This window comes from Neptunomonas sp. (assembly GCF_016744175.1).
GTDB lineage: Bacteria > Pseudomonadota > Gammaproteobacteria > Pseudomonadales > Balneatricaceae > Neptunomonas.
Genome location: NZ_JADGEV010000012.1, coordinates 1 through 15,551 on the forward strand (window position 1 = coordinate 1; position 15,551 = coordinate 15,551).

At 44.9% G+C, this 15,551-nt stretch carries 13 protein-coding genes; all 13 read right to left on the reverse strand.

The window, feature by feature from the left end; genetic code table 11:
• Positions 1–876, reverse strand: an 876-nt coding sequence (locus QZZ55_RS07415) for a hypothetical protein (RefSeq protein ID WP_293266685.1), incomplete at its 3' end; no start/stop codon positions are given.
• Between the two features lie 18 nt (positions 877–894).
• Positions 895–2,400, reverse strand: a complete 1,506-nt coding sequence (locus QZZ55_RS07420) for a PAAR-like domain-containing protein (protein WP_293266686.1) — start codon at positions 2,398–2,400, stop codon at positions 895–897.
• Positions 2,401–2,413: 13 nt separating this feature from the next.
• On the reverse strand, positions 2,414–4,609 hold the full coding sequence (tssI, locus tag QZZ55_RS07425) for a type VI secretion system tip protein VgrG (RefSeq protein WP_293266687.1): 2,196 nt from the start codon (positions 4,607–4,609) through the stop codon (positions 2,414–2,416).
• A gap of 105 nt (positions 4,610–4,714) precedes the next feature.
• Positions 4,715–5,134 carry a hypothetical protein gene (locus tag QZZ55_RS07430; RefSeq protein ID WP_293266688.1) on the reverse strand — a complete coding sequence of 140 codons (420 nt, stop codon included), beginning with the start codon at positions 5,132–5,134 and terminating at the stop codon, positions 4,715–4,717.
• Positions 5,103–5,567, reverse strand: a complete 465-nt coding sequence (locus QZZ55_RS07435; protein ID WP_293266689.1) for a hypothetical protein — start codon at positions 5,565–5,567, stop codon at positions 5,103–5,105. The genes QZZ55_RS07430 and QZZ55_RS07435 overlap by 32 nt, the downstream gene beginning before the upstream one ends.
• Before the next feature lie 62 nt (positions 5,568–5,629).
• Positions 5,630–6,106: a type VI secretion system tube protein Hcp gene (locus QZZ55_RS07440; RefSeq protein WP_293266690.1), complete on the reverse strand. Its 477-nt coding sequence runs from the start codon at positions 6,104–6,106 to the stop codon at positions 5,630–5,632.
• A 297-nt stretch (positions 6,107–6,403) separates the two neighbouring features.
• A complete protein-coding gene (locus QZZ55_RS07445; RefSeq protein WP_293266691.1) occupies positions 6,404–7,051 on the reverse strand; it encodes a hypothetical protein in 648 nt (215 codons plus the stop codon).
• Positions 7,044–9,692, reverse strand: a complete 2,649-nt coding sequence (gene tssH / locus QZZ55_RS07450) for a type VI secretion system ATPase TssH (RefSeq protein ID WP_293266692.1) — start codon at positions 9,690–9,692, stop codon at positions 7,044–7,046. Before tssH ends, QZZ55_RS07445 begins: the two co-directional genes overlap by 8 nt.
• The gene (locus QZZ55_RS07455; protein WP_293266693.1) at positions 9,689–11,344 is read right to left on the reverse strand and encodes a serine/threonine-protein kinase; all 1,656 of its coding nucleotides are present in this window, start codon (positions 11,342–11,344) and stop codon (positions 9,689–9,691) included. Before QZZ55_RS07455 ends, tssH begins: the two co-directional genes overlap by 4 nt.
• A gap of 9 nt (positions 11,345–11,353) precedes the next feature.
• Positions 11,354–12,397, reverse strand: coding sequence for a type VI secretion system baseplate subunit TssG (tssG, locus tag QZZ55_RS07460; RefSeq protein ID WP_293266694.1), 1,044 nt, complete (start codon positions 12,395–12,397; stop codon positions 11,354–11,356).
• Positions 12,394–14,220: a type VI secretion system baseplate subunit TssF gene (gene tssF, locus QZZ55_RS07465; RefSeq protein ID WP_293266695.1), complete on the reverse strand. Its 1,827-nt coding sequence runs from the start codon at positions 14,218–14,220 to the stop codon at positions 12,394–12,396. Before tssF ends, tssG begins: the two co-directional genes overlap by 4 nt.
• Positions 14,217–14,693, reverse strand: coding sequence for a type VI secretion system baseplate subunit TssE (gene tssE / locus QZZ55_RS07470; RefSeq protein ID WP_293266696.1), 477 nt, complete (start codon positions 14,691–14,693; stop codon positions 14,217–14,219). Before tssE ends, tssF begins: the two co-directional genes overlap by 4 nt.
• A 20-nt stretch (positions 14,694–14,713) precedes the next feature.
• A complete protein-coding gene (locus QZZ55_RS07475; RefSeq protein ID WP_293266697.1) occupies positions 14,714–15,550 on the reverse strand; it encodes a type VI secretion system accessory protein TagJ in 837 nt (278 codons plus the stop codon).
• Between the last annotated feature and the right edge of the window lies 1 nt (position 15,551).

Genomic DNA, 15,551 nt, shown 5'->3' on the forward strand with positions numbered 1-15,551 from the left:
GTTATCTCGCACGCTTAAAAAAGAACCCGTACAAGGGGATTTGAAGTGTTCCACTTTGCCATTCTGGATTTTAGAGAACATGATGTTATTACTAATCAGTACATAATCTTGATAAGCCACCATATCAATATGAAAAATTTCGAAATTATCTTCCCAAATTACTTTCCACCGATCGCCTTTACCTTGGAATATTTTTCCGCCTTTTTCATCTTTACCAAAAATATAGACCCAGCCATCGGGGCCACAGCAGATGCCGTAGGTATCTAGTTCACGATAACCTAAATCTCTCAAATTGGTTTCATTCCAGATGCCGGCTTCTTGATACAGAACTATGCCTTCATTATCTAATAAGTAAAAATCCTGTGGCGTGAAGGCATCAAAATCTATGAGTAAATATTTTCTGGGTCCAGAAGAAGCACGGTTATCTTCCTGCAACGACTCTGGTAGGTCTATCCTTTCCCAAGTGTTATTCTCACTATTACGCCAATAAACATAGCCCCCATTCATGATGTAGAGCTTTTCCCATAAGGTTTTCATTTTTTCCATGGCCGGGACATCATCCTTGCCATAATCACCTAATGAAGCGTTTCCATTGGTATCAGTGAGCATTAAGCGATTATATGGTTCACCTTCTACAGCCAACGCAGGAACAGGTCTAAAGTTATAATGACGCTCGCATATAACACTCTGATCACCACCAAGCACTTCGGGGCCCCAACTGATTAAACGCCACTCTTCATCATCAATATGACCGTCTTCATCTTCTTCTGGGGGCTCATCCTGTACCGCTAATACATAAGCAATTTGTTTACTTTTGATGGCACAGTCAACGATATAAAAGCCGTCTAAGTACTCAGCCCATTCTGATTTTTTCATGTTATACCTATAATTACTTTATAGACGGTTAGGACCATCTGGCTTGTATACAGCTCTTGTTTTATGATCCGACAAAGGTACCTTATCGACTGAGCCGCAGAGCTTATCGTAATAATCTTCTATCTGTGCGACTAAGCACTTCTTATCACATCCAGAGGCAGGAAAGGTATTCTTAATTGATGCAGCTGCCATATCAGTCGCTTTGTCCATTGATATATCTGGCTGTAACACTTTACGAGGCACACTATCAATATCCATTAACTTATCTTTTTTTAGAAGCTTATCAAGGTTATCGTGCATTCCTTGGTGCGAACCGCCCTGATTATGGCTTCGCCCTTCTGTACAAATAGATAAACCAGCGCCCTTGGTATACCTTACGCAGCTCGACTTTTTCATCCAGGTATCAGGTATAACATGATGGGGAGTTTGACCTGGGCAGCATCCCTTGCTCTCTTTTAAATTTTTGCTTTTCGTTGAAGACGTATCTTCGTAAGGTTGTAGATTACAACGCTTAGCCCGAATACATGGATTCATATTTGCCCACAGCGTGACTAAATCCATCAAGTCCTTTTCATCGATGTCACCGCTTTTAAGCTTATCCCACCACTCTTTACCTTGACCTGTTGCAAGCTTTTTATAGTCTTCTAGCAGTTTTTCAAAGTCTTGAGATAAATCTTGCATAGAATTTACAAATTGGCTGGCGTCATACCCCAACATCGCCGCATTAGCTCCCGCCCATACCCAACCAGCAACGGGGATCCATGCTCCAGCAGCTGCTTTAACTACAGTCTTAGCCGTTGTCTTAAGTATGAATTTCTCTACTGCTTCTTCAATTACCGGCTGCAAAATACTACGAGCAGCTTCAGGCCCAGATCCTAGCAATGCTTCTATATCAGCAAGATTAGCCTGCAAATCTTCTTTTAGGTTACCGATATTTTCTTTACTAGGCTTAAACATTAAGCCATCACAATGAGCTTCTTTCCAATTAGATGCTTTATCAGTTTTTCCGCCTTTGCGCTTTTTGTTATAGCGTTTGCGGTCTTTTTCTACTTGACATTTTTTATCAACTTTTTTCTCATGCTTTTCACATGGATGCTTTTTAAGCCAATAATCTTTATAAATCCAATACCCCGTATTAGGAGGGTTACTATGGTTGTGCGTCATCGAATCCAGATGTCGGCATGCGTTGTAGCCTTCGACAAACACATCCGGTGACCAGTTTACAAAGTGTGCGCCGCCGGTAATGACATGCGTGACAATACCCATACCGACTTTATCCGTGGCGTTCTCGTTACCGGTCGAGTTAGCAAAGTAGGATTTATCCTTTTGCGCTACTGGCAAGTGGCTGATAAATACGCTGACGCTGGCATTGGTTAATTGAGAAGCATAGGCGATATTTTTATAAGGTTTAGGGATACCTTTACCGGGGCTGTGGCATATATCAACCAATTGTAGGCTAGATTTTCCGTCATAAGCCTTAGCGGCATACGACATATCATTGGCAAAAACAGTGGCTTTACTCATACTTTTCTACTGATCAGTTATTGTGAATGTTTTTGCCTTGAAGAGTGATATCTCCAGCGGCTTCAAGATTGATTTCCCCTGATGCCGATAAATTAATATCCACTCCACTAATATCGATGGTGCCATCCGCTTTCATGACGATTGAAGATTTACCCACGGTAATACGCAGCTCTTCACCCACATTGATGTCCATCTGTTTACCCACCGAGAGGCTTTCTGTTTCGCCTACGTTGGTGGTGCGCGTCATGCCCACTGTGTTGGTCTGCATCATACCTACGGTATTCTGCTGGGCTACACCGACTGTATTAGTTTCGTTTATGCCTACGCTATGCACGCGCACCATGCCGACGGTTTTGATTTCCGATATGCCGACGGTATGCATTCGGTTGGTGCCAACAGTGATTTTCTCATTACTGCCCACCGTCTCTGTGCGGTTGGCACCGATGGTGATTTTCTCGTTAACGCCCACTTGCTCTGTGCGATTCACACCGATGGTGATTTTTTCATTATTGCCGACTTTTTCGGTACGGTTTACACCGATGGTGATTTTTTCGTTGTTATCAACGGTTTCGGTGCGGTCGTGATGTACAACAACGGTTTCGTCATTGTCGATGGTTTTGCTGCGGTCGTGCCCTACCCAGTGTGATTCGTCATTTTCAACTTCGATGCGCTGGTCTTTCTCTGCATGTAGCCAGACCTCTTCTTCGCCCATTTTATCTTCAAAACGTAGGGCATTGGCGGTGCTGCCGGAACCGTCTTTTGTTGAGCGCGTTAAAATCCCACTTTGGGTTTTGTTAGCGGGTAACTCATACGGTGGCATCTGCTCGGCATTGTAAACACGGCCGGTAATGATGGGCCTGTCTGGGTCGCCGTCCATGAAGTCGACGATGACTTCTTGGCCGATGCGTGGCAGGTAGATATTACCCCAGTTTTTACCTGCCCAGCTGTGTGTAACACGTACCCAACATGAGCTGTTTTCGTTGTAGGCGCCGTATCTATCCCATGGAAATTGAACTTTAACGCGGCCGTATTCGTCGGTGTAAATTTCTTCTGAGGCGGGGCCCACAACGATGGCGTTCTGCGGCCCTTGCATACGCGGCCAGCCAGTAACAGTGGGTGGCCGGTAAATAGTTGCAGAGGCGATACAGCGAAATACGTTGCTGTATTCTTTGTCTTCTTCATCATTAATGGTGTAGGAGTAATCTTGTGCTTTATGGTGTACACCTAACAGTATGTATTCACCGGTTTCTGCCGGAGCGTCTTCATGGCGTTGCAAGCTGAAGGTATGCCCTGCGGTAAAGGTACGACAGCCCCCTTCTCCACTGATTACATCATGCGCGGCTTCGTCTGCTTCTACACGTAAGCGTGTGAGTTGGTCTCCGAGCCCTTTGTCTTCGTAGCGGCCGGGGTAGATAAAGTGCTCATACTTACCAACGCCGGGCACTACCATACTGGCCGCCACTGTGCTTTGTAAGCGGTTACTCGGCTTTTTAAAGTCGTAGTCGCGGTGCGCGTATTGGCCTGTTTTAAATTCAAAGCTGTGATACCAATTGTGTACCGTATGTTCGCTTAAGGTACCGGCACTGTAGCTAATAGCTTGCTCTTCGCAGGCACCGTAACCGCCGACATGATCACTTACAATGAGGGTGTGCTTACCACTTTCTTGTTTGAAGTAATAATAGATGCCTTCTTCTTCAAAAAGGCGTGATATAAAGTTGAAATCACTTTCTTTATATTGAACGCAGTAATCTCTTGCTGGGTGCTGGCCGACTAAGCGAAATTGAAAATCTGTAAAGCCATTTTCGCTAAAGATGGATGCAGCAATTTCTTGTACGTTTTTAAATTGGAAAATTTTACAGTCACTGGTTTGGGTTAAAAACCATAACCAAGGGACGACAACAGCAGAGTAACAACGCAAGTCTTGTAAATGCCGGCCTTCCTGGCGAAAGCTTTTTACAAAACCATTGATGTAGCGGTGGGTACCAGGAAGAAACAAGGCCGTTTCGTCAGTCGAGGCAATTTTAAGCGTGACATTTTTGCCAACTATTTCTGCCGGCGCAATGTTTTTACGCAAAGAGTACGCTTCAATCTCGATGTTATACAACGAAGAGACCGCATCCTCACCTTCTAGCCGCGTGAGTAGGAGGACATCCTCACCTAACGGGCTATCAATTGCTAACAAACGACTTTGCTGTTTGAAATCAGCCATATACTTCCTTGTGCTTCCATTTTTATAGGCACTTGTTGATGCCTTAATTAGCATTAGTTTGATATCCGCATAGTCTATATGCGGCGCCAAACGTTTACTGAATCACTATTGCCCGGGACATATCAGGCTTTTACGATCTGCTTCCCAGCCTTTTTCACTTTTTGCCGCTCGAAACTGTAGGCCATACTTCCACGGTGCTTCGTCATCTATCACTGCAAAGTTGATATTAATGCGGGCAGCATCGGTTACATGATGGCTATGCGCCTTAATGCTGACGTTTTCAGATTCGGCCAATACAGTGAGATAATGGCTGATGATATCTTGGGCTGTACGGCTGTTTTCTCGCCCTGCCGATTGGCACGAGCTATTGGATGTTATGTCTACATCACTCAGCTGCATCATGAGATCAAAAGCTTCTGCTTTTGTTGGCAATGCTTCATGAGCAACAGCACTGTGCGCCAAAAACATAAAACTCACTGCACACAACCATCGTTTAGCTGATGAGTGTGCCATAAAAAACTGCATAGCCTGCTCCCATATAATGTCTCGAAAACTGAGCCGGTGTTTGTCTCACTACTTGGTCTTGAGAATTAGAGTAGTGATAAATGAAACCATCAGCAAACACGCCAATATGTTTGCGCGGCACGTTCGACATGACCTTACGTGCCAAGTTAACGTTGCCTTCTTTTGTAATAAACGCTAAGCATGTTTTCAAGCTCTTGGGCTTGTCGCTCCAAACACCGACAATAGGGCAACGAGCAAAGATTTCTTGCACGCGAATATTGGCACCTTCTCCCGGTAGCTGTGTTTGGTTGCCGCATTGATAGCCAAACTGGTAACCCATTATGTGCGATACAAAATGCGCACAATGATTGAGGTTATCGGCTGTCATTTGTTGTGAGCAATGGGTGGAGATATGTGTACCCATAGCGCCTTCAAGTAGATCCTTAGTCGTCATCAACTTTCATCCCTGTTATGAAAAAAAGCGCAACGAAATATCGCTGCGCCTTAGTGGTGCTATTACAGACGTACGCCTGTAGCAACATCGTAACCTGCAGGCACGCTGCCTTCTGGCTGGTGCTGCTCGTTCCATGTAGTGTATTTCATTTCAACTTTAGTAAAGTTCAAAGAAATAGCTTCTACAGGACGGTCGCCATTGCTCATTACGTTGTAACCACTGATTAGCGTATTTGTCAGCGTATATTCCATGTACGTTTCGATGCCTGATGAGCTCGTCTGTACCATATGGATTTTTGCTGTTTTACCTTGGCCTACGCAAGATTCAGCAAATAATACGGGAGATGTTTTATCCATTTTAGTGGTTAGCGTAATCTCGCCTACCACTGGGTTTGTGGATTCACGATCTTTACCCTGACCTGGTTTTGTACTCAGGCTGCGCGTAACACTCCAGTCCATTGAGTCACACTCTACCCAGTTTTCGTGGCCAGATGCGGTTACGTCTCCGTCGATGCCGTCAATTTTTAAATAAATCGCCATGAATTTACACTTCCTTTTTTTGACAAAAATACATTACAGGGGACATCCCTGTACGTTAAAAACCTTTAGCTACTCTCGTTATAGAGCGTATCTAAAGAGTATTCTCCAGTTAATGCATGAATCGTCTGCCTGAGCTACATCCAAAAAATAGGCAAGAGAAGGGTATCTGAGTTTGCACATACCAAAGCATGTGGAACAACAGGGGGAAGACATCCTTTTCTTACTATCATTTTGAGCGGGCTAACACACACGCAATAATAGGTGATCCTGGTTCATAATAATCAACAACACGTCTAGCTATTTTTCAGTAAATAGCTGTGCTACCAAAGCGCCTTCTTGCCCGCAGTTCTTTCCTGCTGTACAGAAGCCACTGTTATATATGTATTTATCAAACCATTTTACTTCACGCTTGCTGAATGCATGATGTTTGTTAGTTGACTGGTTAATATGACTAATAAAGTAGCCACCCGCAGCAGACAAGAACATACGACCTCGTTCAATCTGATAACTACTTTCTTGCTCGTTTAATTTACAACTCGTCCACCAATTAACACGCGTCACCCCATCACTGTTACGTACTTTGCCTAGGTTAACAGTGAATTTGGCACACGCTGATGTCAGTTGTGTTTCAAGTATTGTATTCAAAAATTCTTTTGGTTTATTAACACCCAGCTCAGACAAAACAGCCGGATAATAATCGGCTAAGTACGTTTGAAGACGTATGATTTTTGTCTCCGTCGCGTTTTTCCCGACCTGAATCTGAGGAGAAAAAGTTGCACTTCCTCCTTGCAGGACAGGGTTTACTTGATGCTCTACCACCGCGTAATTATCAGGCAAAGCAAAACGAAAATTTTGTGCACCCGGCGCTATATCGGCAGCCATGACACCTTGGCTATTGAAAAGAATAGCGATAACAAATGTGAGCAATGATTTAGGTTTAAGCATTATTGGCATCCTGCTGGCCTCTCTTCAGATTAAAACTGAATTCACTATGGGTATCGACGTCTATAAACACCGACTCGAGTGGCTGGTTATCCCCCATGGACTCTAAAATTTGCATCGAGATTTCTGGCAACAAGCTGCGATTAATGATGTGTATTGCATTTCGGGCACCGGTATCTACTTCTTTGCAACGGTCTACAATGGTTTTGATTACTTGGTCACTGTAGGTAAATTGCGCGCCATATTGCTCTTGTAAGCGCTGACCAACACGCCCTAGCTGCAAGCGAACGATGCCTGCCATTACCTCATCATGTAATGGCATAAACGGCACTAAACGTGCTCGCCCAAGAAAAGCAGGTTTAAAGTAAGTGAGTAACTCATCCTTAACGAGTGATTCAACCTTATCTGGCAAGGGTGCCGTATCTGGATCTGCACAAACACGGGAGATTGTTTCTGTGCCTGCATTGGTTGTCATGATAATAAGTGTATTGCGAAAGTCGATATCGCGGCCTTCGCCATCCTTCATCGCACCCTTATCGAACACTTGATAGAAGACATCTTGCACACCGGGATGCGCCTTTTCCATCTCATCGAGCAAGATAACGCTGTAAGGTTTACGGCGAACCGCTTCAGTAAGCACGCCACCCTCACCGTATCCTACATAACCTGGAGGTGACCCCATAAGTAAGGAAACTTTATGCTCTTCTTTAAATTCTGACATGTTAATAACTGTCATGTTTTGCTCGCCGCCATAGAGAAGATCAGCCAGTGCCAGCGCTGTTTCAGTTTTCCCTATTCCGCTGCTACCACAAAACATAAAGACACCAATAGGTTGCTTGGGATCTTTTAATTTAGCGCTTGAAATACGTACACTCTGGCTCACCGCTTCTAATGCGTGATCTTGCCCAATAATGCGCTTTTTCAGTTCATCTTGAATGTTCAGTACTTTCTGGATTTCACCCGAGACCATCCGTCCAGCAGGAATACCTGTCCACGAAGAGATCACTTCAGCGATCACTTGTGCATCAACATGAGGGCGCATCAACGGCAACTCACCCTGCATATGATGTAAGCTAGCCAGTGCCTCTTTTAGCTGCGCCTTTGTGCTTTCTTCGGTATTACCGTCGTGAATCGCTGTACGCAATTCAAGTATCAGGTCCACACACTGCTTTTCTTCTTTCCAGCGCTCTTCTATCGCTGTTTTCTCGTGGGACAATGTAGCTAATGTTTCATTTAACGATGCCACCTCAGACGAATCACCGCCGTACAGTGCAATTTCACGCTCGGTACTGGCTAACTGCTTTTCATACTGATCTATCATCGCTTTAATATCATCTAACGCCGCCGGAGTGTTACGCAGCTCAAGATTAACGCGTGAACAGGCGGTATCGAGTACCGACACACAGACGTCCGGTAGTTGGCGCCCCGAAATATAACGTTTAGATAATAGAACGGCATCACGTATGGCTTCGTCTAAAATCATCACCTGATGATGCTTTTCAAAAGCAGGCTGTAACGTGCGCATCATGCGCATGGCTTGTTCAGGGTGCGGCTCTTCTACTTTTACCACTTGGAAACGGCGTGTTAGTGCGGCATCTTTCTCAAAATATTTTTTGTATTCAGCCCATGTGGTTGCGGCGATTGTACGCAATTCACCACGAGCCAGCGCAGGTTTTAAGATATTAGCGGCATCGCCTTGGCCACCGGAGTTGCCCGCACCTATGAGGGTATGCGCTTCATCAATAAAGAGAATAATAGGCTTAGGTGATTGTTTAACTTCATCAATCACACCTTTCAAGCGGTTCTCAAACTCACCACGTACACCGGCACCCGCTTGCAGCAATGTAAGGTCGAGTATGTGGATCTCAACCTCTTCTAATGTATCGGGCACTTCACCCGCAACAATGCGTTGTGCTAAGCCTTCGACGACGGCCGTTTTGCCTACACCCGCTTCCCCCGTAAGAATGGGGTTATTTTGGCGGCGACGACAAAGAATATCGATTACTTGGCGGATTTCAGATTCACGCCCGACAACCGGATCAAGAGCTCCTGCACGCGCCTGTTCGGTCAAATTCAACGTATAGGCATCTAATGCCTGCTGGCTAGAAGCGTGCGGCTGAGCAGCCGGTTCATCACCATTTTGCTCTGCCTGGGAAGCGCTGTTCGTTTGTTGTGTTGTTTGCTCAAGCTTTATCAGGTTAGGGCCGTTACGAACAAAGTCTGCATCATCGAAATAATTAAAAGCACGTAAGCGCGATGTCACTTGAAGGCTCATTGCCTCATCACTGAACAGGGCAACCATCAGGGCGACACCCGTCACTTCAGTTTCGCCATATTCCAAGCTAGACAGTAACCATGCCTTACGGATGAGCTCAACCACTCTCGGGGAGAAAGAGGGAGCATTCGTATTACCTTTATCGAATGACTCGAAGCGAGAGGTAATATCACCTTCTAATTGATCGGTGTTAACGCCGTACTTCTTTAATGCAGAACGAATCCCTGTAAGCTCACCTTGAACTAAAGAAAGCAGTAAATGTTCGATTTCAATGGCATAGTGGTGATGACTAACAGCAATAGATGCCGCTTTTTCAAAAGCCGAACGGCTTGTAGGCGACAGCTTGCCAATCAATGCGCGGGTATTCATTCAACATCCTCTGTTTTTCTGATAACAACGGTTCTGTTTTCAGATTCGTCTATCTCCGTTTCCGGCAGCTCGTCTTGCTCAAAATCTGGATCAGATTCCCGGATAAACGTTTCCATTTGTTCAGCCAGCTCATTAAACTGGCGCTTAGCATATCCTATTTCATCGATTCGATCGACGTGCAGACGCGTATAATAGTTCCCTACGTACACACTTTGCAATGCATTACCTAATTGCCCAAACTGACGGGTAAAGAAACGACAAAGATAATAGACAACGGCGGTCATAATGACGCAGGCAATCATGATAAAAAGTCCTAACGCCCACGCTGTTCGCACCCACACATCGGTGACCGAGTCAGCAGACAACCCCATGACAACCGCACCTATTTCTTTGTCATTAAACATAATCGGTGACGTAAGGTGGTAAATACGTTTACCTGTTTCATTTCGGTCAAGCTCGAAGATATTGATATTCTGCGTTTGTTCTACCCGAATCAATTCTAGCGGAGGGCGATACGCTTCTCCCACCATGTCAGAGCGGCTTGAGGCTTTAATATTGCGCTCATGATCAGTGACATAGAGGTATTCAATTTCATTGTTTTTCGAGAGCCTGTCAACGGTAACTCTCAAGCCAAGATCATCACCTAACAGTAGCGCTTCATCTACCTGATCATTCGTTTGCTGAACCAACATTCTTCCATAACTACCCAATACTCCAGACAAGCTGCTGGAAAGATCGTTGAGGGTATAAGTCAGCAGAGCTATCAGTAAGGTACTCAAGACTGTTGCTACAATCGCGGTGTAACGCCACGTAGATGTTATTTTCTCTGACCACTTGGGGTCACGGGTTGAAAGCTCAGTCGCTACCGCGCGAAGCTGCATACCCAACTCACCTGCGGTAGCGTAACGAAAGCCCGGCTTTTTATGTAAAAGGCGACGTATCACTTTTTTAACAACATGCGGGCATTTAGAGGCGGTTAGATCTACTTCAGACTTTTGAATTAAGTCGACAAGGTCTCGAATACTCGAGGCCTCAAATGGCAAGGTACCAAACACCATTTGGTAAAACACAACGCCTGCTGAGTAGATATCGCTACGGCTATCCGGCAAATGCCCCGCCAACTGCTCAGGTGACATATAAAACGGAGTCCCTACAATATTTTCATCGTCGTTTTCTGTGTGTTCATGTAGGTATGCCACGCCGAAATCGGTCAGGCGAATACGGCCATTACTTTCAATCAATATGTTACTGGGCTTAATATCGCGATGGATGATTTTTTTACCATGCGCGTAGTCTAGGGCATCTGATAATTGAGCCATGATATCGATAACATCACTCAATGGAACATCGCCGACCTCTCGCATCCAGTCATCAAGGCTTTGCCCATCAACAAATTCCATTACAATAAAAGGCACATTGTCGACTTCACCCACGTCGAAAATTTGTACTATATTATGATGGTTGAGCTTGCCTGAAACATGTACTTCGTTAAGAAAAAATCTCAGACGTTCTTTATCTTCAGCAAACTCGGGCTTTAACACCTTTATCGCTAGTGTTCGCTGTAAGACCGGGTCATAAGCTTTATATACTAATGACATGGCCCCTTCACCAATCAGCTCTTTTAACTCATAACGTCCCAGCTGCTTCATCATCTTTCCCTACTACTGAGTGATGTCGTAGATAGCATCTGCTACATCGTCTTTAGACGCGGTAGCACTTAACCATAATCCTTCACCAAGCCTGAGAGGCTGATCCGGGTCTTTGGCATGCGTTATTCTAAACGGAGGTCTTTCAGCACCCTTGAGCACAACTTGTAGGTCCATTAAATAATCCCGGCCTACGTATAGCTGAATGAGTTCTTGAAGTTGCTGATATTTTGGCTGCCCTGGCCGAAGCTGTTTAAATTCAGCCAATGAAACAGGCGCTGTTTTGATGCGTATACTGCATGAGCCTTCAAACACAGAGTTCCCAATAACAAAATCTTTCCCTAATGTTGCATGGCTACATCCAATTGTATTTCTTTGTTCTGGTTCTAGCTCAAACCATCGCCCATGAAACTGTTGAATGGAAGCGTCACATTGCAACACACTACTAATAATCGACTTTAAAGCAGCAGCATTTCGAGGACGTTTACTATAATACCCAGAAAAATAGAATGCTAGAGATTCTGTTTTCGATTCGCCACTTTGCTCGTATTCTTGTATACCCAATCCTGTATAGCTTTTGAGCATTTGCACACTAGGGTCGATGTTTCGTTGATGCCCACTATTGCTCGTATGCTCTTGCGCGATGGCTAAGCGGTTCTTTTGCCAAGCACGGTATAAAAAGCTGATCGCTCGGGCATTAAATCCATCCATTAACACCCCAAACGCGGTATCTTTCTCCCGCCCTCGATCACTTAACAGCTCGGTATAATGCAGCGGCATGACCCCCGACGGCCCCGTCAAACCAAAACAAGCAATATGAAGCTTCGATTTTTTTAAGCCGTCACCCTCTGTTGTTTCAATCTTTGTGCAGGAACTGGCCGCAAACGCGAGAGAATGAACAACCGTAAAATCTGCAAACTCTCGATGTATGGGTAAATCATGACCGATAGCACCACTCGCCTGCCCAGGCGTCATTCTGGCTTGGCACTCTAGCGTGCGTAATAGCTGAAATAAACCAACATCCGGCAGTGTAGTTGAGTTAGCAAACGAGCCATTCATAGTAGCGATTGATCCCCTGCTCGTGCTGGCCATACTTTTAATGGCTGCTCGTCACCGTCCAGTACGACACTCAGTTGCACAAAGGAATTCAAATGCGTGTACAGCCCCAAGAAGCGCTCCATCACACTGGCGAATAAGAACGGACTGCTCCCAGAAAAACGCGTTTTATCCAATGTAATAATTACCTTAGTACCTCGACAAAAGAACGGGATACCACGCTCATCCGTCATACGTAGTGTCGCTGCTTGAACTTCACTAATGGTCACGGCATCGATGAGATGACTAGCCTCTTGTTGGTTAGAAGTATTATAAAGAGAAAGTATTTTACGTAGTGCAGCCGTACCTTGCGGACCATCAGTGAGTGAGATGTAGTTAAGGTTTAAATGCGATAGTAAATGCCAATAGACCTCTTCACCTAGTTTCGGCCTTGCTACATCACTAAAGGGGATTTCCGTTTTTACTCGCTTTACTGACGCCGTTCCAGCGCTTAGCAGCAAGTTCGGCTGGCTGTGCGTTTGAGAAAGCCGCTTAGGTAAGCCCCCATTGAAACACCGTAAACGAGTTAACACGACGGCCTCGCCCTGAGGCGCAAGTAACGAATCAATATTGATTAACGATAAGTGTGTTTGGCTGCGAATATTGCCATATTCAATTTCTTCACGACGGGCATGCCAACGGGCTTGTGTTAAGTTATTCGTCGAGGCGCCACCGACACCAAAAAATGGGGTTACTGCTTCTATTTTGTCTTGGTCTGTGGTGATGGAAACCGATTCTACATTGTAGATTTCAACTTTATCAGGGTTGCGCGCATCAGCTACTAATGGGTACTCATGATCCTTGTGCGTTAAACGGGTAGGCTCAGAATACTGTTCATACATGTTAATGACCGGTGTCGCATTGAGCACAAAATTAGCAGCACTCACCGTCGCTTCTATATCCGGCGCATTTTTATTAAGGTAGAAAAATAATTCAAATTTATCTCCCTCTAATACTGCTTTAGTACGCTCATTCAACATGACATCGAAAAATAGAAACTTATCGGGGTATGCGAAATACTCTGTTAACAGCCGGTATCCAATAAAGGACTGCTCTGGGTAAGGCAACATTCCTTCATCTTCTTGGAAGCCCACCTGAAGCAACGCTTCATCAGGCTTTAAAAACACCGCTTTGTTATCAAATTCATTACGTGCAACGGCAATGGAAACCGTATGATTATTAATCAGCTCATATAAGGCAAAACCGTAGTGTCGATTCCCTTTTATATAAAACCGAACTTTATCTATATCCAGTTTTTCTAACTCTGCATCACTGTTTGTTGTGGTTAACTGAATCCGTAATACCGACTCCAACTCAGCTACTTGCGCCACTCTTGGCGCTTGAGCGGGATAACTCTGCAATACTGCTTTCTCAACTTTCAAAGGCAGCACGTCGGCGTTATATACCGTTTGAAAGCGGCACGCAAAATGCTCGTCTACATCCGCATCAATAAAGGCACCCTTTTCAACTACAGCACAGGTAGTAAGGTCAGCTTCAGGCTCAAAGCTTACGATAGAGTAGCTGGGTAGCGGCCTCAGGTAATGAGGGTAAATTACATCCAGCAACGTTTGGCACAGCTGTGGAAAATCATCCTCGATCTTTTTCCGAATACGCGCATTCAGAAACGCTACGCCCTGAATAATTCGTTCCACGTGCGGGTCACGAGCTAGGTCATCAGTTACCTGCAGCCGCGCTGCAATTTTTGGGTACTCGTCTGCAAACGCTTCTCCACGTCGCTTTAAGTAGTTGAGTTCACGCTGATAATAGTCGACTAGATTTTGCTTCATCGTGATTCTGACTGGAAGTTAAAGACTTTACGTGCCGGCTCAAACGACGCACTTATAATGACAGGCTCTGCATCCGTATAAACATGCAACCTCGCCTCAATTCTAAACCCTAATCGATTGGGATCAGATTGCTTATCTAATAGAGCCACACGTATGTCACTCAGGCGCGGCTCATTCGTGCGGATAGCATCCTGTATTTTACGGCGTAACGCTTCACGACCACTGAGTGCGGATATATTAATATGTGCAAAGTCAGTTACGCCATAGCTCAACAGCAGCTCGTCGTCTTCGAAAGCATCACTGCTATCTAAACGGCTGCGATTATTCAACAGGTTTTCCAGATCCAGCATTACGCTATTTTTATAAGCACGATAGCGTGCTGATGGCGCCTGATATCCGTCATTACGTTTATCAGGCTCATGATCTAGCATTTGTTGCATAAATGCAGACTGGAAGTGCTCTGTATCAACCATGCGTGAGCTCCTGTTAAACCTTAAGAAAGATTCACACGCGTGAGCCGGTCAATTTGAAGCAACGGAATTAACCGCTCTCCAATCAAGAGGCATTTTTGCCCTTCACCGGTCACTATTCCAACAGCTTCATCATCTTTCCAATCCGTTGTGCGCCCCATGCAAGCGGCCACATCTTCTTGTGACGTTAATGCATAAATTGCAGGAATGTATGTTTGTAGTGGCGGTGTTTCTGGCGTATCGGTGATACGTCGAATAACAGCACGACGGTAGATCAAATCCATCGGTTTCTCGTACGGATGCAACTCTACAGATTCAATATTTTCCCACGCTAACCAGCTATACCCCTTACGAGCAGTAAAGACTTCTAAGCCAAAAGCCGTCAGGTCATCTGGTTCAATAAGCTGTCCAACTTCTTCTTCGCCTTGCGTATGGCATTGCATGGTTAACGTCGGACGCTGTGCCGTAATACGTGCCGCATCATCAGCGGCTAACTCACCCGACCTAGCCGCCTGAAACAACAGGTAGGCGTCCTTGAGAAGAGGTTCATCTTCTTCAAATAAAGTAGGCACTGTATCAGCAGGTTTGTTATAAAACGCTTGGCGCTCAATCTCACAATTAATCATCTCCCCAATAACCTTTAAGGTCATATAAGAGGGAAGATCATCCTTTTTTTGAAACTCCAAAAACTCTAACTGTTTCTGTGCTTTTTCCAACTCACCCGCAAAAAGATAAAGCTGCATTAAAAGCCCACGGCCTTCATCGCTATCTGGGTTGTCACGTACCAGTGTTTTAGAGTGAATTAAAGCACCTTGAAGATCACCTGCTTTATATAACTCACCAATTCCTTTGATATCCATA